The organism is Actinopolymorpha cephalotaxi (assembly GCF_013408535.1).
Taxonomy (GTDB): domain Bacteria; phylum Actinomycetota; class Actinomycetes; order Propionibacteriales; family Actinopolymorphaceae; genus Actinopolymorpha; species Actinopolymorpha cephalotaxi.
This window is the reverse complement of the sequence record NZ_JACBZA010000001.1, coordinates 4926677-4950729: the sequence shown is the minus strand read 5'-3', so window position 1 is coordinate 4950729 and position 24053 is coordinate 4926677. Positions and strand designations below refer to the sequence as shown.

Genomic DNA, 24053 nt, shown 5'->3' with positions numbered 1-24053 from the left:
AGGGTTCAGCGGCCGAGGCCCAGCACCACCGACAGCACGAACACCAGCGCCACGACGGCGAGTTCGAGATAGCCGAGGATCAGACCGGTGACCGCGAGCCCGATGCCGTCGCCGTTGGTCCGCCGGATGCGAGCCAGGGCGAGATGCCCGGTGACGATGGCGGGTACGGCGCTCATGCCGGTGGTGCACAGCCCGAGGACCGCGCAGGCCACGGACACCTTGGCCAGCGGCTCGGTCGCGCGGACCGGCGCGGGCACGTAGTTGGCCCACGGGTTGGCCAGGGGAGCGGGTGGCGCGGGCGGCAACCGGTTGGAGGGATAGCCCGGGTTGGCCGGATGCGTGCCCGGAAGCTGTCCGGGGAGCTGTCCGGGAAGTTGTCCGGGGAGCGCACCGGGATACATCCCGCGTACGCCTGGCAGCCGGGGCTGTCCGGGGTGCTGGCCGATCCCGCCGAGCGGCATCGCCGGCGGGATCGCCTGGGCCGGCTGTCCGGCCGGCAGCTGCTCCGGCGACTGCTGCTGGGGAATCGGGAACGGCGTGGGGCCGACGGGGAGGTCGGCGATCAGCTCGGTCAGCTCGCCGTACGTACGTGCTTCCATCACCGCGTCGACGCGATCGTGGTGCTCGCCCCAGTCCAGCCGCCCCTCGGCCAGGGCCGCCTTGAGCACGTCGGCCGCGCGTTCCCGGTCGGCGTCGGACGCCCGCATCGAGTGCCAGTCGGTGCCCATGTCACCCCCAGCCGCTGGGAGCCGGCCCACACTGGAGGCGGCCCGGCGTACCTTCCCCTCTCGCCATTGTGCCGCCGGATCCGGCGAATGACCGCTCTCTCATCCAGCCCGCCCGGGAGGTCGGCCGTTCCCCGTAGGTCCAGAACGTCCCGGACGCGCGGTGTCGCCGGTGGTGGCCTGAGGAGGTTCGGGCGGGGTTGGGACGGTTGGCCGGCCCGGGGTGGCTCAGTTGAAGCCGCTGATGATCGCCAACAGCATGAACAACGTGCCGCCGACGATGTTGAGATAGCCGAGGACCAGGCCGCCGATGGCCATGCCGCGGCCCTCGTCGCCGGAGTTGCCGACCCGGGCAAGTGCCATGTGGCCGGTGACGATGGCCGGGATCGCGGACAGGCCGCAGGTCAGCGGCGTGACCGCCCCCATGATCAGGGACGCCTTGGCCAGCGGCTCGGTCCGCCGCACGGGGGCGATCGCGGCCATTCCCCACGGGTTCGCCTGGAGCGCCCGGTTGGCGGCGTCGAAGGAAGGAGGCGTGAACGGCGTCGGACCGGCCGGCAGGTCGGCCACCTGGCGCTGGATCTCGCCGTAGGTCTGGGACCGCATGGCCGCGTCCAGCCGGGTGCGGTGCTCGGTGGGGTTGAGCCGCCCCTCCGCGAACGCCGCCTTGAGGATGTCCGCCGCGCGTTCCCGGTCGGCGTCGGACGCGCGCATCGTGTGCCAGTTGTTCATGCGTCCCCCTCGGCGGCACAGACCCCCGCTGCCCGTGCGGGGGTGATCTTGTTCAGGTTACGTCGCTCCCGGCGGTTCGGCAGGGGTGTCGTGACCAGGACGGGCCGGGGCAGGGATGAGTGACGGATGAGTACGGATACGGCTGCACGTCACCAGTACGCTGGCCACGCCGCGGAACCGGTGTCGCGAGATTCGTCCGACGCCTCGGAATCCCCGCGACCTCATCGAAGGACGGAGAGGCCCCGGCCCATGCTGCTCGCTGTCGACGTGGGCAACACCCACACCGTGCTCGGCCTGTTCGACCGAACCCGGCTGGTCGAGCACTGGCGGGTGTCCACCGAGGACCGGCGGACGGCCGACGAGCTCGCGGTGCTGGTCGCCGGGCTGCTCGCCGGGCACACCGGCGCGGAGGGCGTGACGGGGGTCGCGATCTGTTCCACCGTGCCGACGGTCCTGCACGAACTCCGGGAGATGGTCGCCCGCTACTACGGCGAGGTGCCGAGCGTCATCGTCGAGCCGGGCGTGCGTACCGGCGTACCCGTCCTGATGGACAACCCGCGCGAGGTCGGCGCGGACCGGATCGTGAACGCGCTCGCGGTGTACGAGCAGTTCGGCACCGCCGCCATCGTGGTCGACTTCGGCACCGCCACGACGTTCGACGTGGTGAGCGAACGCGGGGAGTACGTCGGCGGGGCGATCTCACCCGGTATCGAGATCTCGCTGGAGGCGCTGGGCCGACGGGGCGCGCAACTGCGCCGGGTCGAACTCCTCCGTCCCCGTACCGTCATCGCCAAGAACACCGTCGAGGCGCTGCAGTCCGGCGCCGTGTACGGCTTCGCCGGGCAGGTCGACGGGCTGGTGACCCGGATGATCGGCGAACTCGGTCTGGACCCGGCCGCCGTCACGGTGGTGGCCACCGGGGGACTGGCTCCGGTCGTGGTCGAGGAGTGCCGCACGGTGAACGCACACGAGCCGTGGCTCACGCTGCACGGCCTGCGCCTGGTCTTCGCCCGCAACCAGCCGGCCGGCTGAGCCCCTCCGGCGGTCACCGCGAGCCGGACATGACCGGGCGGTGCGGCCAGTGCGCGGCCTCCAGCGCCCGCCGGGTCTGCTCGTTGACCATGGCCAGTGCCACGTCGTGTCCGCGCTGTTCACCCTGACGGGCCAGGGCGGACAGGAAGCACAGGCCGGCGTGCTCCAGCGCCGTCACCTCCCGGACGTCCACCACCACCCGGTCGTGGCCGTCGATGTCGTTCAGCAGCGCGATTCGCTCCACCGCCGCGTCCAGCCGCGGGCGGAGCGCCTCGTCGATCGGGCCACGCAGATAGACCAGAATCTCCCGGTCGCCGTGGTCGACGACCTCGATGTCGCCCATGGGGTCCCCACCTCCCGCGTCGGCAGGCACCCTTGCCCACCACGCTACGGCGAGACGTGTCCCGAGGTGGCCTGCGCCTGCCCGGACCCGGCGACCGTCCCGGCGCGTGCGGCCAGGAGTTCGCCCACCTCCGGAACCTCGGTGCGGGACGTACGGAGCAGGTCGGGAAAGTCGGAGGTGACGCCGGCGACGCCGATTCGCAGCGCGTGCAGCAGGCGGTCGGCGTCGTTGGCCGGCCAGCCGATGACCTCGAGTCCCCGCCGGTCGCACTCGCCGACGAACTCCGCGTCCAGGTGGGCCAGGCCGAGGCACAGCACCTCGACACCGAGTTCGCCGGCCTTGTCGAGCAGATCCTGTGGTGCGCGGGAGGAGATGAGTCCGGTGCGTACGCCGGAAAAGTAGTCCCGGGTGTCGGCGATGACGTCGACGGAGAAAGAGGTGACGGTAACCCGGTCCAGCAGTTCCCGGTCGCGAATTGTGTCCACGGCGACACGGCCCGCAGCGAACGCCTTGATCTCGGCCTGAATCGGTATGTCCACCACATCGAGGACCTCGTCGAAGGTCGGGATGGTTTCTCCCCGGCCGGCGTCGAGCGCCTTCAGCTCGGCCAATGTCAGGTCGGCGACGTTGCCCTTTCCGTCGGTGGTCCGGCTCACGTCGCCGTCGTGCAGGATCACCAGGTGGCCGTCGCGGCTGACCCACAGGTCGAGTTCTACGGCGTCGGCACCTTCGGCGACCGCGCGGCGAAAAGATCGCAGGGTGTTCTCGGGTTCGAGGCCCATGGCCCCGCGGTGTCCGATGAGCGTGAAGGTCACTGCGTCCGTCCTGTCCGTTCGGATTTGTTCGGCGGTCGTTCCGCGTTGGTTCTGCGTTGGTTCCGCGTCCGGCGAGGCGCGTACGAGCGGTGTACCCGGGTGTGTCGGAGCCTCTCACGGAACGTCACAACCGGTCCGCAAGGCCCGCGGGTGAACCATCGCGGGAGACGGGATTTTTGCCGGCACCCCAACAAAGGGGAGAACTCCCGCACCCCATAATCTTGTGAGCCATGACCGAGACACCGGCGACAAATCCCGCCCCGGAGGAAGATGATCTTCCCGAGCAGATGCGGATCCGGCGGGAGAAGCGAGAGCGCCTGATCGGTCGCGGGGTCGACCCGTATCCGGTCTCGGTAACCCGAACCCACACCCTGGCAGAGCTGCGTTCGTCCTACCCCGACCTGCCGGTCGACCACGCCACCGGTGACACGGTGACGATCGTGGGCCGGGTCATTTTCTCGCGGGTCGCCGGGAAGTTGTGTTTCGCCAGACTTCGCGACGGTGACGGCACCGAGGTCCAGGCGATGGTTTCTCTCGATCGGGTCGGAGAGGATTCCCTCGCCGACTGGAAGTCCACCGTCGACATCGGCGACCACGTGGGTGTGGAGGGTGAGGTCGTCACCAGCCGCCGGGGTGAGCTTTCGGTCGCGGCCACCCGGTGGTTCGTGGTTTCCAAGGCACTGCGCCCACTTCCGGTCGAGCACAAGGACCTCTCCGACGAGTCCCGGGTTCGCCAGCGGTATCTCGATCTCATCCAGCGCCCGCGTGCCCGCGAGCTGATGCTGGCCCGCTCGACCGTGGTCGGTTCGATCCGGCGCACCCTGCTCAACCGGGGTTATCTCGAGGTCGAAACCCCGATCCTGCAGGCGATCCACGGCGGTGCGGCCGCGCGGCCGTTCGCCGCTCACTTCAACGCCTTCGACCGGGAGTACTACCTCCGCATCGCCATCGAGCTCTACCTCAAGCGGCTGGTGGTCGGCGGCGCCCACAAGGTCTTCGAGATCGGCCGCAATTTCCGGAACGAAGGTATCGACTCCACCCACTCTCCGGAGTTCACGATGCTGGAGGCCTACGAGGCCTACGGCGATTACCACACGATGGCCGAGCTTGTTCGCACTCTCGTCGTCGACGCGGCCAGGGCGCTGGGGTCGACCGTCGTGCCGGACGGGCGTGGCGGTGAGATCGACCTGGAAGCCCAGTGGCACTGGCTGCCCATTCACGAGGCGGTTTCCGCGGCAGTCGGAGTGGAAGTGACGCCGGACACCACCGAAAAGGAACTCCGCGAACACGCCGCTCGTTTCGACGTCGAGTTGCAGCCGGGGTGGGGCTCCGGGGAGATCGTGCTCGAACTCTTCGAGAAGCTGGTCGAGCACACCCTGATCGAGCCCACATTTGTCTGCGACTATCCCGCCGAAGTACGCCCGCTGGCCAGACCGCACCGCAAGGATCCCCGATTGGCTGAGGCGTTCGACCTCATCGCCGCCGGAGTGGAGTTGTCCCCGGCCTATTCGGAGTTGGTCGATCCGGTCGAACAACGCGAGCGCCTGGTCGAGCAGTCCGTACGCGCGGCCGGTGGTGACGTCGACGCGATGCAACTCGATGAGGATTTCCTCCGTGCCCTCGAATACGGCATGCCGCCGACCGGTGGGATGGGGATGGGAATCGACCGGCTGGTCATGCTCCTCACCGGTGTCCGCTCCATTCGCGACACCATCCTCTTCCCTCTGGTGAAGCCCGACGCGTGAGTCGCCGCGCCGACGGCCAGACCATGCAAGGCAAAACGCAAGGCGCGGTTGGCAGCCCACTTCCGGCACGGCCGGAGTTCTGGTAGTCCCTCTGCTCGTTCTCCGGTCGTACTCTGCTCGTTCTCGGGTCGTACTCGGGTCGTACTCGGGTCGTACTCGGGTCGTACTCGGGTCGTACTCGGGTCGTACTCCGCCGGGTCCGCGCACGGTCCGCATTGGCGGTGCCGGCTGCGATTGCGATGTGGCGCGGAGTGAACAACGGAGTTTTGTGCAACTGCCCTTATTCAATGTTTGCCCGGGCAGGTCGGATGGCTCTATTGTTGTCGCCAGTCCCCCAAATTCTTAGAAGGGAACAGCAGTGGCGACGAAGACCAACGTCGTTCTCATCGACGACCTCGATGGTTCCGAGGCCGAGGAGAGCGTGAAGTTCGGGTTGGACGGCGTGTCCTACGAAATTGACCTGTCCGCCAAGAATGCGACCAAACTGCGTAACGCCTTCGCCGGCTACGTGGGTTCTGCTCGTCGGGTCGGTGGCCGCGCGGCCCGCGGCCGGGCCGGCCGACCGGCCGGCGGATCGGCCCGCAAGCCGGAGACCGCCGAGATCCGGGCGTGGGCACGTGACCAGGGCTACGACGTCAGCGACCGGGGCCGCATCCCGGCCGAGATCATCGAGGCCTACCAGAAGGGCCGGCGCTAGTCCGGCCTCGGCGGCTTCCGCCGGCCCGGGCCTTGTGCCCGGCAAGCCGGCGTGATCCGCCACCGACTTGCCGCACCACACCGTCGATGACCATGTCGCCACGGTCCTCAGGTACGCCGTCGGTGTGGGTGTGCCACGCAGGCTCCTTGCCTGGCTTTCGGCGCGGACCCCCGGGGATTCGTCCCCGGGGGTCTCGTCATGTGTCTCGTCATGTCTCGCATCGTGGGTCGCCCGAGTCGTCCCGCCACGACCTGCTTCGAAGGGTGACCGGTGGTCACGTTCCGTCGTCATGGTCGGTGATCCGCGTACGCCTTCGCCCGGTACTCCCCTCGGGCACCTCTTCGAGGGTCCGACATTCCGGACGCTCCTTCGGGGCGATCCCGTGGGTGTCCCGGGTCGGCCGCCGGGTAGGGTCCGTCCGAGCCCGGCCACGAAGGACGCCACGCCAGCGGCCGGCCGAGGCCGGTGCTGAGCCGGTGGCCGGACCAGGACCGGCCCGCTCGGATCAGGACCGGCCCGCGCGGTATGGCCGGTCCGCCCCATTCCGGCGTTCGCTTCGGGCGTAACGCCTCGCCAGCGGGGCCGGCATGGAACACAGTGGTAGGTCGACGAGTTACACAGTTACGTACTGCTCACCGCTCGCCGGCAGTTCGATCCCCACTCGCAACATGGTGGGAGGAGGCTGTGTCGGAAGCGGGGACTAGCATGAAACGCAGGGGCCGGGTAGATCCGGACTCCCACGCCGTCTCCAGCCCGGGGAGCGAAAGATGTTCGAAAGGTTCACCGACCGCGCGAGGCGGGTTGTCGTCCTGGCCCAAGAAGAGGCCCGGATGCTCAGCCACAACTACATCGGGACCGAGCACATCCTCTTGGGCCTCATCCACGAGGGTGAGGGCGTCGCCGCCAAGGCGCTCGAGAGCCTCGGTATCTCGCTGGAGGCTGTGCGCGCCCAGGTCGAGGAGATCATCGGCCAGGGTCAGCAGGCACCCAGCGGGCACATCCCGTTCACGCCGAGGGCCAAGAAGGTTCTCGAGCTGTCGTTGCGCGAGGCCCTCCAGCTCGGTCACAACTACATCGGCACCGAACACATCCTGCTCGGTCTCATCCGCGAGGGTGAGGGCGTGGCTGCCCAGGTGCTGGTGAAGCTCGGCGCCGATCTCGGCCGAGTCCGTCAGCAGGTGATCCAGCTGCTGTCCGGTTACCAGGGCAAGGAGACCGCAGGCGCGGCCGCCGGCGCCAGTGGCGAGGGTTCGCCGCAGGGATCGCTCGTTCTCGACCAGTTCGGGCGCAACCTCACCCAGGGTGCGCGCGAGGGCAAGCTCGACCCGGTGATCGGGCGCGAGAAGGAGATCGAGCGGGTCATGCAGGTGCTGTCCCGCCGCACCAAGAACAACCCCGTGCTCATCGGCGAGCCCGGCGTCGGCAAGACCGCCATCGTCGAAGGTCTCGCCCAGGCGATCGTGCGCGGAGACGTGCCCGAGACGCTCAAGGACAAGCAGATCTACACCCTCGACCTGGGTGCACTGGTCGCGGGCTCGCGCTACCGCGGTGACTTCGAGGAGCGGCTGAAGAAGGTCCTCAAGGAGATCCGCACCCGCGGTGACATCGTGCTCTTCATCGACGAGCTGCACACCCTGGTGGGTGCCGGCGCGGCCGAGGGCGCGATCGACGCAGCGAGCATCCTCAAGCCGATGCTGGCCCGGGGCGAGCTGCAGACCGTCGGCGCCACCACGCTCGACGAATACCGGAAGTACCTCGAGAAGGACGCCGCGCTGGAGCGCCGTTTCCAGCCGATCCACGTCCAGGAGCCCTCGATGGCGCTCACCATCGAGATGCTCAAGGGACAGCGCGACCGTTACGAGGCACACCACCGCGTGACGATCACCGACGCGGCGATCGTGGCGGCGGCCCAGCTCTCCGACCGCTACATCTCCGACCGGTTCCTGCCCGACAAGGCCATCGACCTGATCGACGAGGCCGGTTCGCGACTGCGCATCCGCCGGATGACCGCGCCGCCGGACCTGCGGGAGTTCGACGAGCGGATCGCCAACGTCCGCCGCGACAAGGAAGCGGCCATCGACGCGCAGGACTTCGAGCGTGCCGCGTCGCTGCGCGACGAGGAGAAGAAGCTCATCGCGCAGAAGGCCGAGCGGGAGAAGCAGTGGAAGGCCGGCGACATGGATGTCGTCGCCGAGGTCGACGAGGAGCTGATCGCGGAGGTCCTGTCCACTGCGACCGGCATCCCGGTGTTCAAGCTGACCGAGGAGGAGTCGCAGCGCCTGCTCCGCATGGAGGACGAGCTGCACAAGCGCTACGTCGGCCAGGAGGACGCGGTCCGCGCGCTCTCCAAGGCGATCCGGCGCACCCGAGCCGGTCTGAAGGACCCCAAGCGTCCGGGTGGCTCGTTCATCTTCGCCGGCCCGTCCGGTGTCGGTAAGACCGAGCTGTCCAAGGCGCTGACGGAGTTCCTGTTCGGTGACGAGGACGCGCTCATCCAGCTGGACATGAGCGAGTACTCCGAGAAGCACACCGTCTCGCGGCTGTTCGGTTCCCCGCCCGGCTACGTCGGCTACGACGAGGGCGGACAGCTCACCGAGAAGGTGCGCCGCAAGCCGTTCTCCGTCGTGCTCTTCGACGAGGTGGAGAAGGCCCACCCGGAGATCTTCAACTCGCTGTTGCAGATCCTCGAGGAAGGTCGGCTCACCGACGCGCAGGGCCGGGTGGTCGACTTCAAGAACACCGTGATCATCATGACCACCAACCTCGGCACCAAGGACATCGCCAAGGGCGTCAACCTCGGCTTCACCCAGTCGAAGGATGCAGGCGGGTCCTACGAGCGGATGAAGTCGAAGGTCCAGGAGGAGCTCAAGCAGCACTTCCGGCCGGAGTTCCTCAACCGGGTCGACGACATCATCGTCTTCCCGCCGCTGACCGAGGAGCAGCTCGTCGACATCGTCGACCTGCTGGTCGCCAAGGTCGAGGAGCGGCTGCGCGACAAGGACATGGGCATCGAGCTGACGACCAACGCCAAGCTCCTGCTCGCCAAGCGCGGCTACGACCCGGTGCTCGGCGCCCGGCCGCTGCGGCGCACGCTGCAGCGCGAGATCGAGGACACGCTGGCGGAGAAGCTGCTGTACGGCGAGCTCACTCCCGGCCAGATCGTGCTCGTCGACGTCCAGGGAGAGGGCAAGGGGGCGACGTTCACCTTCACGGGTACGTCCAAGGCTCCGGTGCCCGACCTGCCGACGATCGAGGCCAGCACCGAGTAAGCAGCACCGAGTAAGCAGCACCGAGTAAGCAGCACCGAGTAAGCAGCACCGAGTAAGCAGCACCACGCATCGGAGGGGGCGGCCGCGCAAGCGGTCGCCCCCTCCGTGCGTTCCGGTCGGGTCAGGGCCGGTCAGGTCAGGGGCGCAGCCGGGCGAACAGCCGCTGGGCGCCGTCGTCCAGCGTGCCGGCTGCCTCCGGGCTGACGGCGTGGCCCCGCAGGGCCGCGATCTTGCGGCGCAGCGCCCACAGCTGGGCGTGTGCCGGCCGATCGCGTTCGGCCAGGTCGGCGAGGGTGTCCAGGGCCTGGTTCAGGGCCTGCCGGGCGCTCGGAGCCACCTCGTCCGCGTCCAGTCCGGCCAGTACCTGCTGCAGGTCCGGGACGGACCAGGGACGATAGGCGGCCCGCAGGCCGCGGCTGGTGCCGTTGGCTCCGCCGAGGGTCACCTCGACGGTCAGTGGGTCCAGCGCGATCACCCGGACGCCCTCGTCCGCGGCCAGCACCCTGCTCGCCGCCACCCCCACGCGGACCCACACCTTCGCCGTGGCGCGGGTCGGGTCGGACACCGCGAACCCGACCTCCTCGTCGCCTTCCTGCACCACCACGCAGGCCGGTGCCCTGGTGGACACGATCGAGGCGGCGCCGAGCGGCGCCCACACGTTCACGCCGAGCACGCCGGAGTTCAGCGCTCGCGCGGCCTGTACGCGGGAGGTGTTCGCGACCACCGCGGTGCCGGGCCGTTCGGCGTACCGGCTGGTCGTCTCCGCGTCGGCGGTCGGCAGCAGGACGTAGGAATAGCCGGCCTGGTCGGGGTCCACACCGTGGTCGAGCCAGAGGGTGAAGTAGTCGCGGGGGAGCGGGGTGTCGTCCTTCCAGGACGGGTGCTGGGTGATGTCGGACCAGCGGCCCACCCGGTGCTCGCGTTTCAGGTGCGCCCGGGCGCCGGCGGGGAAGACGTACCCGCCCGTCCCGGCGAGGTGGACCCAGCGGGCGGCCGGCGCGGTGGCCTCGTCACCGAGGCCGGGCACCGCGGTGGTGCCGTTCACCATCACCGCCTCTGACCCGGTCGCCAGCCGGCGGTTCTCCACCACCGTCTCCACCCGGCGGCCGTCGTGTGCGGTGATGCCGGTGCCCAGCGCGACCACCTCGTCGTCGAAGCAGAACCACGACCGCCGCGAGACCAGCGAGCTGCCCTGTGAGTGCAGCCACATCCCGGCCGCGGTGTAACGGTCGGCGAGCGTGGTGCCGCCCACCCAGTCCTGCGGGTTGAGGTAGCCGCGGCCCTCCATCGGCGCGCGCTCGCGCACGTCCACGGTGGTGCCGGGAATCCGGTAGGGGTCCACCGTGGGCCAGAACGCGTCGTTGTAGTGGTCGACCTGGTGGTCGCAGAGGTAGGTGGCGCCGTCCGCGGTGAGCCAGCCGTGGAGGTTCTCGTCGTTGATGGACTCGAAGTTCGCGATCCGCCGGGAGTACATCGAGATCCCGTACGCCCAGTTCGTACGCCGGTGCACCACCCGGTCCATGGCGGCGAAGACGTGGCTGGTCACCAGCGGCCCCCGCCGGGGTACGGACCCGTCGGCGAGCAGCGTGCGCGCCTGCAGGAGAACGGGGACGCTGCGGCCGGCCAGTGGGTCGTCCTGGGTGTCGGCCAGGATCCACTCCTTCAGCATCGGCCCGAGCCAGGTCCTGGTCGCGGGCGGCGCGGCCACCCACAGGCCGAGGGCGGCGTTGACCGCCGCGTGCCCGGCGTTGTGGTCCTGCTCGTTGTGGCGGGCGATCACCCGGCCGCTGGCCATGTCCATCAGCCCGCCGTGCCAGATCAGCGGGTCGTAGGCGTCCCGGATCCACTCGTACACGATCGGGTCGCTGACCGCGAACGGCGTACCCGCGACCCGTTGGAAGATGCCCGGCAGCGTGGCCACCAGGCCGACACCGTAGGAGCCGTTGTAGGGGTAGTAGTCGTGCTGGATGAAGGACCCGTCGCGGTGGAAGCCGTCGCCCGCGTCGGCGTACGCCAGCACCGGCGCCAGCCCGTCCACCCCGAGCCGCACCGCCGCGGCGTCCCCGGCGAGGATGCCGCGCCCGATGACCACGTCGGCGGTGAGCACCCGGTTGGCCGCGGTGGCGATGGGTTCGGGGGTGTAGTGGGCGACCGCCCGGGTGTAGGCACCGATCTGGTCCGCGCTGAGGTGGTCGTACACCAGCATCGCCGCGAGGTTGAACGGCTGCGGACCCGAGATCATCCACTCGAACCAGTTGCCGATGATCTGCCCGTCCTCGCGGTAGTAGTGCGCGACCATCCAGTCCATCGCGGCGATCAGGTCGGCGAGCAGCTTCGGGTCGCCGTGGGTGTCGATGCCGGGGGTCGCCCAGCCGAGCGCCATCCGGGAGAGCCGGCCGAACGAGATCGAGATGGCGAACGAGATCTGCACGTCGAGCCGGGCGTCCGGCCACAGGTACGCCCGGTCCGCCCCGGTTTCCATCGTCGACCACCACTGGTGGGTGTCCGCGGCGAGCTGGGCGAGTCCGGGTGCGATCGCCGGGTCTGCCGAGTCGTAGTCGCTGCCCACGAAGGCCGCCCGCCACTGGGCGCGCATCCGGGCGAAATCGTCGGAGGTGTCGGCGGCATCGTCCGCGGCGGCCGGTGCGGTGCCCGCGGCTGTGACGGCGGCGACCGAGGCCGCGGTCCTACCCGCCGCGCTGGTGCCCGCCCGGGCCTGGTGGGCCTGCCCGAGGCCCAGCACGCCCGTACCGGCGAGGAGCGCGCCGAGGTGGAGGGCATGCCGTCGGGACAGCGGAACGTGGTGCCCGGGGCCGGCGGGGTTTCCGGCGTCGTTCAAGGTCGGTCTCCGTTCGTCGTCGTTGCACGCGGCGAGGAGGGCGCAACCTTCGTGTCTAGGCGCGGATGGGGACGAAGTGAAGGAAATCGGTCGAGATCGGTCGGCCGAAAACCGCCAGGGTCAGGAGCCAGGGCCCGGGCGTCAGGGCGGCCGGGTCGGAGTTCGGGTGTAGAGAGAGGCAGCCGGGTTGGAGCCCGGGTGTCAGGACGTGGGCGGGAACACCGGCGCGCTCACCGGGAGCCGGAACGTCCCGTCCGCCAGCGGCTCCACCAGGCCGTCGGCGACCAGGGTGTCCAGGGCGCGCTCGCGCTGGGGGGCCGCGGACCAGGCCGCGTCCAGGTCGGATCGGGAGACCGGCCCGCTGGCCTCGCGCAGCACCCGCAACAGCCGGCCGCGGCACTGCCGGTCGGTGCCGTCGTAGGACTGCCGGCGACGGGGCGGTCCGTCGTACGCCGGCTTGCCCGCGAGCCGCCAGGCGCACTGGCGCCGGATCGGGCAGTCCGCGCACCGCGGTCCGGCGGCGGTGCACACCAGCGCGCCGAGTTCCATCGTGGCCACCGCCCACCGGGCAGCAGTTTCGGGCTCGTCGGGCAGCAGGGTGAGCGCGGTCCGGCGTTCGGCGGCGGTGGTCGCCGTGGGTGGGTACTGCACGCCGCCGACCGCCCGGGCGAAAACCCTGCGCACGTTGGTATCCAGGACGACGTGCCGGCGGCCGAACGCGAACGACGCGACCGCGGCGGCGGTGTAGTCGCCGATGCCGGGCAGGTCGCGAAGCTCGTCGTAGTCGGCGGGTACGTCGCCGCCGTGCCGCCGGCTGATCGTGGTCGCGGCGGCGTGCAGTCGCAGGGCGCGGCGGGGGTAGCCGAGCCGGCCCCACTGGCGTACGGCCTCTCCGGGTTCGGCGGCGGCCTGCGCGCTCGGCGTGGGCCAGCGTCCGAGCCAGGCGGCGTGCGCGGGCAGCACCCGGCTCACCGGCGTCTGCTGCAGCATCACCTCGCTGACCAGCACCGACCACGGCGAGGCGTCCGGACGGCGCCAGGGAAGGTCGCGGGCGTTGGTGGCGTACCACGCGAGGACGGGCGTGTGCAGCGGTGACTTCGGCATGGCGGTTCCGATCCTGCCACGGGTACGGCGACCGAACCCGCAGCCGTACCCCCGCCGTATATCCCCGCCGTACCTCACGGTCGACCCGCAGCCGTGTCCCCGTCGTACCCCCAGCCGCACATGGTCACGTCGGCGCGGCGTGGGAACCCGGACATCCGGCAGCGGGCGGTTAACCTCCGGCTATGATCCGCCCGCTGTTGCGCCCCGTCGGGCCGTTGCCTGCTTCGGCGTACTGGCTCCGGCGCGGTGTCCTGCTGGCTGTGGTCGTCCTGTTGGTGTGGGCGCTGGTGGCGTTCATCACCCCGGACGGCCCGGGCCGTGGGAACGCGCAGGGCGCCCCGACGGACAGCCCCACACCGACCCAGGGACCGACGATCGGACCCAACAGTGCGGACGACAGCGGCGCGGTGAGGCGTTCGCCGGCGGCGACCGTCCGTCCGTCCGGGACGTCCTCACCGTCACCGACGACCTCTCCCAAGCCGTCGAAGACTCCGGCCCGGGAGGCGAGCCCGAAGACCACGCCCCGTAAGTCCGCCGGCCTGGCCGCCTGTGATCCCGGTTGGCTCGGCGTGAAGGCCGAGGTGACCCGGAGCCCGGTCGAGGCCGGCAAGCCGGTGGTGGTCACGGTGCGGTTGCTCAACAGCGGATCGGACCCGTGCCGGCTGACCATCGACTCCAAGAGCCTGCGCGTGCTCGTCACCTCCGGAAGCGACCACATCTGGGACACCGCCGACTGCCGTGGGCTGCCCGAGGTGCCGGTCGTCCTGAAGGCGAAGGAGCAGCGCAACCTCGCCGTGCGCTGGCCGGGAGTGCGCTCCCGCGCGGGCTGCCCGAGCGGGCAACCCGCGGCGAAGCCCGGCTACTACACGGCGGACGTCACCGTCGGCGGAGTGGGCCCGGTCACCGCGCGTTTCCGGCTCAGTTAGTACGCCCCCTGGGCGACCCAGGCGACTCTGCCGAACGAATCCTGCCGACCGAATCCTGGCGACCGAATCCTGACGGCCACATCCTGACGGCCGGTTCCTGAGATTGCCCCGGCACGCTCGTGACACTGCGGGCGCGGCGTACTAGCGTGCCTTCAGCGCCTGCACAAAATCGCCCGTCGTTCCGCTGTTCCGCACAGCTTTGCGCAACTCGCAGCGAGCGGTGGTGAGACTTCCGGGCGAGCGGGCGCCTCGGCCGGGACAACGAACGGAGTGGCACAGCATGGCGGACCTTGCGATCGGCGTGATCGGCTACGGGCTGCGGGGCAGCCTGGCACGGCACGCGCACCGGCCCGGCGAAGGCTCCAAGCTGGTCGCGGTGTACGACCCGGACGTCGCGGCCCACCAGCGGTTCCGTGAGGCGTTCGGCGCGGACCTTGCCGCCACCACCGACCTGGACGAGTTCCTCAAGCTCGACCTCGACGCGGCCTTCGTGCTCAGCCCCGACTTCCTGCACGAGGAGCACGCGCTCGCGCTGCTCAACGCCGGCATCCCGGTCTACCTCGAGAAGCCGATGGCGATCACCACCGAGGGCTGCGACCGGCTGCTGTCGGCCGCGCAGCAGACCGGCGGCCGCCTCTACCTCGGCCACAACATGCGGCACATGCCGTTCGTCCGGGAGATGAAGCAGCTGATCGACTCCGGTGCGATCGGTGAGCCGAAGGTCGCCTGGTGCCGCCACTTCGTCGGAAACGGCGGCGACTTCTACTTCGGCGACTGGCACGCCGAGCGCAAGTACGGCACCAGCCTGCTGCTGCAGAAGGGCGCGCACGACCTCGACGTCCTGCACTGGCTGTGCGGCTCCTACGCCAGCGAGGTCACCGCGATGGGCGACCGGATGGTCTACGGCGCCGAGCAGGGCGGCGAGGAGGACCCGTGGTGGCAGGGCGAGCGCAACCTCAAGCGCTGGCCCCCGAAGTCGCTCACCGGGCTCAACCCGAAGATGGACGTCGAGGACGTCTCGATGATGACGATGCGGCTGCAGAACGGCATCCTCGCGTCGTACGAGCAGTGCCACTTCACGCCCGACTACTGGCGCAACTACACGATCATCGGCACCGAGGGCCGGATCGAGAACTTCGGCAACGGCGAGCCCGGCACGGTGATCCGGCTGTGGAACCAGCGCCACGACTACGCCGCCCAGGGCGACCACGAGATTCCGCTCGGGCCGGAGACCGGCGGGCACGGCGGCGCCGACCCGCGGATCGTGGGGGAGTTCCTGCGCTACGTCCGTGAGGGCGGGCAGACCGACACCTCGCCGGTGGCCGCGCGTTACGCCGTGGCGGCCGGATGCGCGGGGGCGGAGTCGCTGCGGTCGGGGAGCAGGCCGGTGCGGGTGCCCGAGGCCGCGCCGGAGGTCACGGCGTACTTCGACCAGGCCTGAACGTCGGGGGCCCGCGGTTTCTGACGAAGCACCACGGACGAAAGCGCGGTCGGCCGGACGGTGACAGCCGTTCGGCCGGCGGCGTTCGGTCAGCGGCGTTCGGTCTGCGGCGGCTCAGACGTAGCGTTCGAGAATGCTCGACTCGGCCAGCCGGGACAGGCCCTCGCGGACCGAACGCGCGCGGTTCTCACCGACCCCACCGACGGCCTGCAGGTCGTCGATGCTGGCGGCGAGCAGCTTCTGCAGGCTGCCGAAGTGGTCGACCAGCCGGTCGATGACGGTGCCGGGCAGCCGTGGCACCTTCGCCAGCAGGCGGTAGCCACGCGGGCTGACCGCGGCGTCCAGCGTGTCGCCGCCGTGGCCGAGTGCGCGGGCCACCGCACCGATGTCGAGCAGGTCGGCGGCGGACAGCGCGTCGAGTTCCTCCAGCGCCTCCTCGACGCTGCGTGCGCGCCGGCCGGGGATCTGCGGGAGGTAGTCGCGGGCGACGAGGTTGCGTTCGGGGTCCACGCCGGCGACCAGCTCGTCGAGCTGCAGCGACAGCAGCCGGCCGTCGACACCCAGCTCGACGACGTACCCGTGGATCTCGTTGGCGATCCGGCGGACCATCTCCAGCCGCTGCGCCACCTGGGCGACGTCGCGGACGGTCACGAGGTCCTCGATCTCCAGCGCGGACAGGGTGCCGGACACCTCGTCGAGGCGAAGCTTGTAGCGCTCCAGGGTGGCCAGGGCCTGGTTGGCGCGGGAGAGGATCTGCCCGGTGTCCTCCAGGACGTACCGGATGTCGTCGACGTACAGGCCGATGATCCGCATCGACTGCGACACCGACACCACCGGGAAGCCGGTCTGCTTGGCGATCCGCTCGGCGGTCCGGTGACGGGTGCCGGTCTCGACCGTGGGGATGGAGGGGTCGGGCATCAGGTGGACGGCCGCCCGGACGATGCGCGTGCACTCCCGGTCGACGACGATCGCGCCGTCCATCTTGGCGAGCTCGCGCAGCCCGGTGGCGCTGAACTCCACGTCGAGGGTGAACCCGCCGGTGCACAGGCTTTCCACCGTACGGTCGTATCCGAGGACGATGAGCGCTCCCGTGCGCCCCCGGAGGACACGCTCGAGCCCGTCGCGCAGAGAGGTACCTGGCGCGACCGCGGCGAGCGTGGCCCGGAACTTCGCGTCCGGGCTCTTGTCACTTGCAGCCACAACTCTCCTGGGATGGTCAGCTTGCTCGGCAGCAAAGTCTACGGTCCCGGATTCCGGGATGCGCCACGCGCCATGCTCTGCTCCCCGGCGCGGGATCGCCCGATCGGACGTCGAAGCCGGCACGGCCAGCCCCCGGGATTGCTGGATGTGACCGCTTGCGGACGGTGTGGCGCTGCCTGGGTATAGGCAGATCGGGTGTGACACGCAATTGTGGTGCAGTCCGTCCCCGTTGGCGCGGTGTTCCCGGTAATTGACGGGGTACGCGCCGATTCGCCGAACCCTAGTGGAGTACGCCCCGCATGACTGCTGCCAGTGCCCCAGGTGTCCTGATCCCGCACACCCTCCGCACCGAGTACGCCGAGAACCCGCTCGGTGTGGAGGAACCCCGGCCGCGACTGTCCTGGTTGCTCCGCCCGGCGCCGCGGGCGTCGTCCGGTGCCTCCGGGTCCGACGAGTCCGGGTCCGGCCTGTCCGGCGCGTACGCGGCGCAGACCGCCTACCAGGTGATCGTGGCCACCGACCTCGCCGACCTGGACGCCGGCCGCGGGCCGGTCTGGGACTCCGGGCGGGTGGACTCCGGTCGTACGGGACAGGTGGAGTACGCCGGTGCCGAGCTGGCCGCCGACACCGGGCACGTGTGGACCGTCCGGGTCTGGGACGGTTCCGGCCAGGTGTCGGACTGGGCCGAGCCGGTCACCTTCGTCACCGCACCGGCAGGCCCGCAGGCCTGGGCGGGAGCGACGTGGATCGGGCAGGCGGCGGCCGTGCAGACCGACGGCCAGCCTGCCGCGCCCCTGCTGCGCAAGGTGTTCCGGCTGCCCACCGGCGACGTCGCGCACGCCCGCCTGCACGTCAGCGGGCTCGGCTACGGCGAGTTCTACCTGGACGGTGAGCGGATCGGCCGGTCGGTGCTCGACCCGGCGCCGACCAACTACGACGCGACCGTTCTGTACTCGACGTACGACGTGACCGCACAGGTGCGGCCCGGCGCCTCCGACTCCGACCACGTGCTCGCCGCGGTGCTCGGGCGCGGGCGTTACGGCGACCCCACGCCGAACGTGTGGTACTGGCAGAAGGCGCCGTGGTGGGACCACCCCAAGCTGCTGGCGCACCTGGCGGTGACCTACGCCGACGGGCGCGTCGTCCGCGTGGTCAGCGACCTGAGCTGGCGCGGTGTGGAGGGGCCCGTACGGTCGGACTCGCTGTACGCGGGGGAGCACCACGACGCCCGGCACGCCCGCCGCGGCTGGACCACCGTCGACTTCGACGACAGCGACTGGCCGGAGGTGGTGGCGGCGACCCCGCCGCGCGGGCAGCTGCGCGCGCAGCAACTGGAGCCGATCGAGGTGATCGGGGAGCTGGAGCCGGTCGGCCTGTCCGAACCGCTGCCGGGTGTGTACGTCTACGACCTCGGCCGGCAGCTCACCGGATGGACGCGGCTGCACGTCGCAGGCCCCGCCGGGACGACCGTGCGGGTGCGGCACGGCGAACGGCTCCTGCCCGACGGCACCGTCGACATCCGTCAGGTTCACATCGACGGCGACATCCAGACCGACTTCTTCACGCTGGCCGGTGAGGGCACGGAGTCGTTCGAACCCTCCTTCTCCTACAAGGGTTTCCAGTACGTCCAGATCGACGGGCACCCCGGCCGGCCGGAGCTCGGCGACCTGCGCGGGGTGGTCGTGCACACCGCCGTCGCGTCCACCGCGGAACTCGACACCGACCACCCGATCGTGAACAAGCTGCACACCGCGACCAGGTGGGCGGTGCTGAACAACCTGCACGGCATCCCGACCGACACCCCGGTGTTCGAGAAGAACGGCTGGACCGGCGACGCCCACCTCACCGCCGACGTCGCCGCCTACAACTTCCACATGCCGCGCTTCTACACCAAGTGGCTGCAGGACTGGGTTGACGCGCAGTTGCCGAGCGGAGAGTTCCCGCCGATCGTGCCGACCGCCGGCTGGGGCTACCACCACGACACCGAGGCCGGCATCGTCGGACCGATCCCGGCGTGGGACGTGGCGTACGTCGAGATCCCCTGGGTGATGTACCAGCACTACGGCGACGAACGGATCCTGCGCCGGCACTACGACCCGGCACGGCGCTACCTCGACTTCCTCGTCGACGGCTTCGTGAAGGACGACATCGTGCTGGCCGGCCTGGGCGACTGGCTGCCGCCCGGGTTCAACGGGATGCCGCCGGAGGGGCCGGGCATCTACGAGACGGCGTACACGGTGCGGTTCGTGGACCTGCTCGACCGGATCGCGCGGGTGATCGGCCGGGAGGCCGACACCAAGGAGTACGCCGAACTCCGCGAGCGGCTCGCGACCGGCTTCGACCGCGCGTTCTACGACGCGGACTCGGGGACCTACCACGGCGAACGCCCCACCGGCTACCGGCAGTCGGCCAACGTGGTCGCGCTCGCCTTCGGGCTGGTCCCACGGGGGAGGTACGACCAGGTCCTGGACCGGCTGGTCGCCGACATCCACGAGCGCGAGGACCACCTGGACACCGGCGTCATCGGCACGAAGTTCCTGCTGCCGCTGCTCAGCCGCAACGGACAGCCCGACCTGGCGTTCACCGTGGCGACCCAGCGCACCTACCCCGGGTACGGCTTCTGGATCGAGCAGGGTGCGACGTCGCTGTACGAGCACTGGCAGGCCGACTCCAGGTCGCGCAACCACCACTTCTTCGGCCACGTGGACCAGTGGTTCATCGAGGACCTGGTGGGGGTGACCGCGGCCGAGCCCGGCTTCAGCCGGGTGCGGGTGCGGCCACTGCCGCCGGCCGAACTCGGCCGGGCCCGGGTCGGTCTGGACACCGTGCGCGGACGGGTGGCCGCCGGCTGGGAGCGGCGCGGCGCGGGCTACAGCGTCCGGGTGGACCTTCCGCCGGGGGTGACCGCCGAGGTGCACGTCCCCACGTCGGACGGCGGGCACCTGGTGGAGGAGTGCGGGCCGGGGCGGCACACCCTGGAGTCCTGACCCGCGCCCGGCCGGCGCGGAGCCGGTTGAGTCGAAGTGTGGAGACTTACGGGGGCTATGACCCCCGTAAGTCTCCACACTTCACGGGGGAGGGCTTCGCCCTCAGAGGGGGCGGATTCTTCCGCGGAAGAATCCGGCGCCCGGCTCCGCGCCGGCCGCGGGGCTCACCACTTCTCCCAGGGCTGCTGCGGCTCCCACTGTTCCTGGGGCTCGTCCGGCTGCTCGAGGCGGACCACCTTGACCAGCCGGCTGACCGCCTGCAGCGCTTCGCTCACGTTGCTCGCCTCCCAGGCGCGGATGCCGTCGGGTGGGTTGCCGCTGTCGGGCGGGACGATCGCGTCGGTGAAGCCCAGCCGCATCGCCTCCGACAGCCGGCGTTCGACACCGGTCACCCGGCGGATGTCGCCGCCCAGGCCGACCTCGCCGATCGCGATCATGTACGGCGGCAGCGGCTGGTCGATGGTGGCGCTGGCCACCGCGACCGCGACCGCGAGGTCCGACGCCGGCTCGCGCAGCTTCACCCCGCCCACGGTGGAGGCGTAGACGTCCTGGTTGCCGATGCGCAGGTTGCAGCGGCGTTCGAGCACGGCGAGGATCATCGACATCCGGCTGGAGTCGAGCCCGGACGTGGCCCGCCGGGGCGTGCCCAGGGCGCTGGCCGCCACCAGCGACTGGACCTCGGCCAGCAGGGGCCGCTTGCCCTCCAGCGTCACCGTGACGCAGCTGCCGGACACCGGGACCGCCCGGCGGGTGAGGAAGAGACCGCTGGGGTCGGGCAGGCTCTGCAGGCCGCCGTCGGCGAAGTCGAAACAGCCCACCTCGTCGGTCGGGCCGTAGCGGTTCTTCACCGCCCGGACCAGCCGCAGCCTGGAGTGCCGCTCGCCCTCGAAGTGCAGCACCACGTCGACCAGGTGCTCCAGGGCACGCGGGCCGGCGATGGAGCCGTCCTTGGTCACGTGGCCGACGACGATCGTGGCGATGTTGCGTTCCTTGGCCACCCGGATGAGTGCGCCCGCGACCTCGCGTACCTGCGTGACTCCGCCCGGCGCGCCGTCGACCTGGGCCGACGCCACCGTCTGGACCGAGTCGAGCACGATCAGGTCGGGGCGTACGGCGTCGATCTGGCCGAGCACCGCGCCCAGGTCGGTCTCGGCGGTCAGGAACAGCTGCGGCGCCATGGCGCCGACCCGCTCCGCCCGCAGCCGGACCTGGGCGGCGGACTCCTCGCCGGACACGTAGAGGCTCCGCCCACCCGCCCGCGCCCGCTCGGCCGCGGTCTCCAGCAGCAGGGTCGACTTGCCGACGCCGGGCTCGCCGGCCACCAGGACCACCGCGCCGGGGACCAGGCCGCCGCCGAGCACCCGGTCGAGCTCGCCGATCCGGGTGGGCTCGGCGCGCGCGGCCTCGACGTCGACCTCGTCGATCGGGATGGCGGGCCGGGTGACCGGCTGCGCGCTGGTCACCGTCACCCGGGCGGCGCCGACCCCGGTCTCCTCGACCGTGCCCCAGGCCTGGCACTCACCGCACCGGCCGATCCACTTGGTGGTCTGCCAGCCGCACTCGCCGCAACGGTAGGAGGGGCGGAGGGTTCGAGACGTCGACGTTTTCGCCATGCCCGCGAGGCTAGAGGTCGCCACCGACAAACCACCCGACAGCGGGCAGGATCGAGTTTCGGTCACGCTTTCGTCACGCGCGGGTCGCGGAACGGCCGGATCCCACCGGCCCGGCGGCAGGTTGCGGACAGGCGCGCCGAGCCGCCCCCAAATCCCTGGGTGGACCGCCTCCATGGTTCTACGCTCGGGAGATGTGAGCACCGAGACCAGTTCGAACGTGAGCACACAGGGCACCCAGAGCGCCCAGGGCGCACCAGGCACACAGGTCCCACAGATCACCCTCGTACCCCTCGGGTACGTCCACGGTGGCCGACGGGAGATCCGCGACGACAGGTGGGACCAGGAGACGGCGAGGATCGTTCTCGACCCGGACCTGCTGGAGCCGTCGGCGACCCAGGGCCTGGCGGCGTTCTCCCACCTCGAGGTGATCTTCCACTTCCACCGGTCGACCCGGGCCAGATCCGGCGCGGCCCACCCGCGCAGCAACCCGCACTGGCCGCGGGTCGGAATCCTCGCCGACCGTACCCAGCACCGGCTCAACCACCTCGGGGTCTCCCGGTGCGAGCTGGTCGCGGTGAACGGCCTGGAGCTGACGGTGCGCGGGCTGGACGCGGTGGACGGCACACCCGTGCTGGACGTCAAGCCGTACTTCGAGGAGTACGGCCCGCGCGGACCCGTCCGGGAGCCGGCCTGGACCCGGCAGCTGATGAGCAGCTACTCCTGACGAGCAGCTACTCCTGAGGATCGGTCCGCACGACGGTCCGAATGCCGTGGGGCTGTCCGCTCAGAACGTCCGCCACCACAGGTTGACGGCGTAGTCGACCTCGACACCGGTGTGTTCGGCGATCACGCGTTCGGCCACCTCGGGCCGGAACTCGATCCGGACGACCGCCTCGAAGTCGGCCCGCCGGTCGAACCTCCACGAGATGTCCAGGGGCGTACGCGACCAGCCGCGGACCGTCCAGAAGCGTTCCACCGCATCCGGGTCGTACGCCGGAAACGCCTCCCGGAACCACCCGCCGAACGTGCTCCGGGTGGCGTCGTTGTCGATCACGAACGCCGCCCCGCCGCGCCGGACGACCCGGGACAGCTCGGCCAGCCCCGGCTCGCATCCGGGACCGAAGAAGTACGCCCAGCGTGCGTGCACCACGTCCACCGAGGCGTCCGGGACGGGCAGCGCCTGCGCGGAACCCTGCCGGACCTCGACGTTCGCCAGCCCGGCGCAGCGACGGCGGGCCTGTTCGGCCAGGCCGCGGTGCGGCTCGACACCGATCACCCCGGCGGCCTCGGCGGCGAACCGGGGCAGGTGGTAGCCGGTGCCGCAGCCCACGTCGAGGACTCGCGCGCCGGCCCAGGTCCGGTGACCGGACATGGCGCGTTCGAGAACGCCGTCGGGGTCGACCGCGGCGTTCTCCAGCTCGTACGTCGCGGGGTTGTTCCAGATGTTGGGGCTCGGGGTGGCGCCGGTGGCGATGCGGGGCACACCCCGGAGGCTACGACAGACCCCTCCGGGCGGCGCCTACGACTGGGCGCCGTCGCCCGTCGGCTGCTGGGTGGAGGGCAGCTTGCGCGGCAAGGTGCTCGAGCCGTTCCGGCCGGGCTTCCCCGCCTTCCCTGACGTCTCGGACTTGCCCGCCTTCCCGGACTTCGCCCGGCGAGGCTCCTCGGCCGGCTCGGGGTCGGCGGGGTGACGCGCGACCGGCTGTTTGGAGGCCAGGTGCGCCTCGCAGTGCTTGGCCACCTCGTCGTAGGCCTCCTGGCCGAGCAGCTCGACCAGCTCGGCGCGACTGTTGAGGTAGACCGGCTCGGGCGCGTTGTGCGCCTCGGTGTTGCCGGTGCAGTACCACTCGAAGTCGTGTCCGCCCGGGCCCCAGCCACGGCGGTCGTACTCGGTGATCGTGACCTCGGTGTACGTCGTGCCGTCGGTCAGCTCGACGTCGCGGTAGAGCCGCCGGATCGGCAGCTGCCAGCACACGTCGGGCTTGGTCGTCAGCGGGTGCACGCCGGTGCGCAGGGCGTACCTGTGCAGGGCGCACCCGGTGCCGCCGGCGAAGCCCTCGCGGTTGTGGAAGATGCACGCGCCGTCGACGACCCGGGTCTTGCGGTCGCCGTCCTCGTCGAGCTCGACGAAGCCGTCACGGCGGCCCTCGGCGCGGTACTGCCAGTCCTCGGCGGTGAGCTTCTTGGCGTACCCACGCACGCGCTTCTCGTCCGCCTTGTCGGCGAAATGGGCGCCGAGCACGCAGCATCCGGCATCCGGCTTCTCGTGGAAGATGCCGGGGCAGCCGGCACCGAAGATGCAGTTGTAGCTGGACGTCAGCCAGGTCAGGTCGGCGCGGACCACCTGGTCGGCGTCCGCCGGGTCGGTGAACTCCACCCACGCGCGGGGAAAGTCGAGTGATACCTCGGGCACGCCGGAACCCTACGCCCCGGTGGGTTCGTCGCGTGGGACCCCCGGGGAAATCGCCGCGCGAGCGGAGTGTCGCGCGACACCGCAGGCACTGCGGGTAGGCGGGTACGCCCGACCAGCCCGTGGGAACCCCGAGGGATCAGAGCGGACCGATCGGTTGCGTACGTACCGATTT

At 70.8% G+C, this 24053-nt stretch carries 18 protein-coding genes; 8 read left to right on the top strand and 10 right to left on the bottom strand.

Annotation, left to right across the window (positions count from 1 at the left end; genetic code table 11):
* Nucleotides 1–5 precede the first annotated feature (5 nt).
* Both FHR37_RS21825 and FHR37_RS21820 read right to left on the bottom strand, forming a co-directional pair.
* A complete protein-coding gene (locus tag FHR37_RS21825) occupies nt 6–728 on the bottom strand; it encodes a DUF1707 and DUF4190 domain-containing protein (RefSeq protein ID WP_092882319.1) in 723 nt (240 codons plus the stop codon).
* A gap of 225 nt (nt 729–953) precedes the next feature.
* Entirely contained in the window at nt 954–1457 is a 504-nt protein-coding gene (locus tag FHR37_RS21820) for a DUF1707 and DUF4190 domain-containing protein (RefSeq protein ID WP_092882320.1), read from the bottom strand.
* Between the two features lie 249 nt (nt 1458–1706).
* Here FHR37_RS21820 and FHR37_RS21815 point away from each other — a divergent pair, with 249 nt between their 5' ends.
* On the top strand, nt 1707–2489 hold the full coding sequence (locus FHR37_RS21815; protein ID WP_092882321.1) for a type III pantothenate kinase: 783 nt from the start codon (nt 1707–1709) through the stop codon (nt 2487–2489).
* 13 nt (nt 2490–2502) lie between these two features.
* Here the strand turns inward: FHR37_RS21815 and FHR37_RS21810 are convergent, their stop codons facing one another.
* Nucleotides 2503–2832: an STAS domain-containing protein gene (locus FHR37_RS21810; protein WP_092882322.1), complete on the bottom strand. Its 330-nt coding sequence runs from the start codon at nt 2830–2832 to the stop codon at nt 2503–2505.
* A gap of 44 nt (nt 2833–2876) precedes the next feature.
* Nucleotides 2877–3647, bottom strand: coding sequence for a glycerophosphodiester phosphodiesterase (locus FHR37_RS21805; RefSeq protein ID WP_092882323.1), 771 nt, complete (start codon nt 3645–3647; stop codon nt 2877–2879).
* Nucleotides 3648–3877: 230 nt separating this feature from the next.
* On the opposite strand from FHR37_RS21805, the gene lysS reads away from it, so the two are divergent.
* The 3 genes from lysS to FHR37_RS21790 all read left to right on the top strand — a co-directional run bounded on the left by lysS (nt 3878) and on the right by FHR37_RS21790 (nt 9358).
* The gene (gene lysS, locus FHR37_RS21800; protein WP_092882324.1) at nt 3878–5392 is read left to right on the top strand and encodes a lysine--tRNA ligase; all 1515 of its coding nucleotides are present in this window, start codon (nt 3878–3880) and stop codon (nt 5390–5392) included.
* A gap of 358 nt (nt 5393–5750) precedes the next feature.
* On the top strand, nt 5751–6089 hold the full coding sequence (locus FHR37_RS21795; protein ID WP_092882325.1) for a histone-like nucleoid-structuring protein Lsr2: 339 nt from the start codon (nt 5751–5753) through the stop codon (nt 6087–6089).
* A 767-nt stretch (nt 6090–6856) separates the two neighbouring features.
* Nucleotides 6857–9358, top strand: a complete 2502-nt coding sequence (locus FHR37_RS21790) for an ATP-dependent Clp protease ATP-binding subunit (RefSeq protein ID WP_092882326.1) — start codon at nt 6857–6859, stop codon at nt 9356–9358.
* A gap of 136 nt (nt 9359–9494) precedes the next feature.
* Here the strand turns inward: FHR37_RS21790 and FHR37_RS21785 are convergent, their stop codons facing one another.
* Both FHR37_RS21785 and FHR37_RS21780 read right to left on the bottom strand, forming a co-directional pair.
* Nucleotides 9495–12197: a polysaccharide lyase 8 family protein gene (locus FHR37_RS21785; RefSeq protein ID WP_092882327.1), complete on the bottom strand. Its 2703-nt coding sequence runs from the start codon at nt 12195–12197 to the stop codon at nt 9495–9497.
* Nucleotides 12198–12398: 201 nt separating this feature from the next.
* Nucleotides 12399–13301, bottom strand: coding sequence for an HhH-GPD family protein (locus FHR37_RS21780; protein ID WP_092882328.1), 903 nt, complete (start codon nt 13299–13301; stop codon nt 12399–12401).
* Between the two features lie 182 nt (nt 13302–13483).
* On the opposite strand from FHR37_RS21780, the gene FHR37_RS21775 reads away from it, so the two are divergent.
* Together FHR37_RS21775 and FHR37_RS21770 are read left to right on the top strand one after the other, a co-directional pair.
* Nucleotides 13484–14227 (top strand): hypothetical protein, encoded by a 744-nt coding sequence (locus tag FHR37_RS21775; protein WP_092882329.1) that lies wholly within the window; start codon nt 13484–13486, stop codon nt 14225–14227.
* Nucleotides 14228–14507: 280 nt separating this feature from the next.
* Nucleotides 14508–15668, top strand: a complete 1161-nt coding sequence (locus tag FHR37_RS21770; RefSeq protein ID WP_092882330.1) for a Gfo/Idh/MocA family protein — start codon at nt 14508–14510, stop codon at nt 15666–15668.
* Between the two features lie 114 nt (nt 15669–15782).
* On the opposite strand, the gene disA is transcribed toward FHR37_RS21770, so the two are convergent.
* Nucleotides 15783–16868 carry a DNA integrity scanning diadenylate cyclase DisA gene (gene disA / locus FHR37_RS21765; RefSeq protein WP_092882331.1) on the bottom strand — a complete coding sequence of 362 codons (1086 nt, stop codon included), beginning with the start codon at nt 16866–16868 and terminating at the stop codon, nt 15783–15785.
* A gap of 299 nt (nt 16869–17167) precedes the next feature.
* Between disA and FHR37_RS21760 the strand changes: the two genes are divergently transcribed.
* Nucleotides 17168–19855: an alpha-L-rhamnosidase gene (locus tag FHR37_RS21760; RefSeq protein WP_092882332.1), complete on the top strand. Its 2688-nt coding sequence runs from the start codon at nt 17168–17170 to the stop codon at nt 19853–19855.
* Between the two features lie 164 nt (nt 19856–20019).
* Here the strand turns inward: FHR37_RS21760 and radA are convergent, their stop codons facing one another.
* A complete protein-coding gene (gene radA, locus FHR37_RS21755; protein ID WP_092882333.1) occupies nt 20020–21468 on the bottom strand; it encodes a DNA repair protein RadA in 1449 nt (482 codons plus the stop codon).
* 193 nt (nt 21469–21661) lie between these two features.
* On the opposite strand from radA, the gene FHR37_RS21750 reads away from it, so the two are divergent.
* On the top strand, nt 21662–22192 hold the full coding sequence (locus tag FHR37_RS21750; RefSeq protein ID WP_237768661.1) for an SAM-dependent methyltransferase: 531 nt from the start codon (nt 21662–21664) through the stop codon (nt 22190–22192).
* Nucleotides 22193–22252: 60 nt separating this feature from the next.
* Here FHR37_RS21750 and FHR37_RS21745 read toward each other — a convergent pair whose 3' ends face one another.
* Nucleotides 22253–22951: a class I SAM-dependent methyltransferase gene (locus tag FHR37_RS21745; protein WP_092882335.1), complete on the bottom strand. Its 699-nt coding sequence runs from the start codon at nt 22949–22951 to the stop codon at nt 22253–22255.
* A gap of 36 nt (nt 22952–22987) precedes the next feature.
* Nucleotides 22988–23881, bottom strand: a complete 894-nt coding sequence (locus FHR37_RS21740) for a hypothetical protein (protein ID WP_330831764.1) — start codon at nt 23879–23881, stop codon at nt 22988–22990.
* Nucleotides 23882–24053 lie beyond the last annotated feature (172 nt).

Coding starts and splice junctions, on each gene's coding strand:
- FHR37_RS21825 (WP_092882319.1), bottom strand. CDS start 728: ATGGGCACCGACTGGCACTCGATGCGGGCGTCCGACGCCGACCGGGAA.
- FHR37_RS21820 (WP_092882320.1), bottom strand. CDS start 1,457: ATGAACAACTGGCACACGATGCGCGCGTCCGACGCCGACCGGGAACGC.
- FHR37_RS21815 (WP_092882321.1), top strand. CDS start 1,707: ATGCTGCTCGCTGTCGACGTGGGCAACACCCACACCGTGCTCGGCCTG.
- FHR37_RS21810 (WP_092882322.1), bottom strand. CDS start 2,832: ATGGGCGACATCGAGGTCGTCGACCACGGCGACCGGGAGATTCTGGTC.
- lysS (WP_092882324.1), top strand. CDS start 3,878: ATGACCGAGACACCGGCGACAAATCCCGCCCCGGAGGAAGATGATCTT.
- FHR37_RS21790 (WP_092882326.1), top strand. CDS start 6,857: ATGTTCGAAAGGTTCACCGACCGCGCGAGGCGGGTTGTCGTCCTGGCC.
- FHR37_RS21780 (WP_092882328.1), bottom strand. CDS start 13,301: ATGCCGAAGTCACCGCTGCACACGCCCGTCCTCGCGTGGTACGCCACC.
- FHR37_RS21775 (WP_092882329.1), top strand. CDS start 13,484: ATGATCCGCCCGCTGTTGCGCCCCGTCGGGCCGTTGCCTGCTTCGGCG.
- FHR37_RS21770 (WP_092882330.1), top strand. CDS start 14,508: ATGGCGGACCTTGCGATCGGCGTGATCGGCTACGGGCTGCGGGGCAGC.
- FHR37_RS21760 (WP_092882332.1), top strand. CDS start 17,168: ATGACTGCTGCCAGTGCCCCAGGTGTCCTGATCCCGCACACCCTCCGC.
- radA (WP_092882333.1), bottom strand. CDS start 21,468: ATGGCGAAAACGTCGACGTCTCGAACCCTCCGCCCCTCCTACCGTTGC.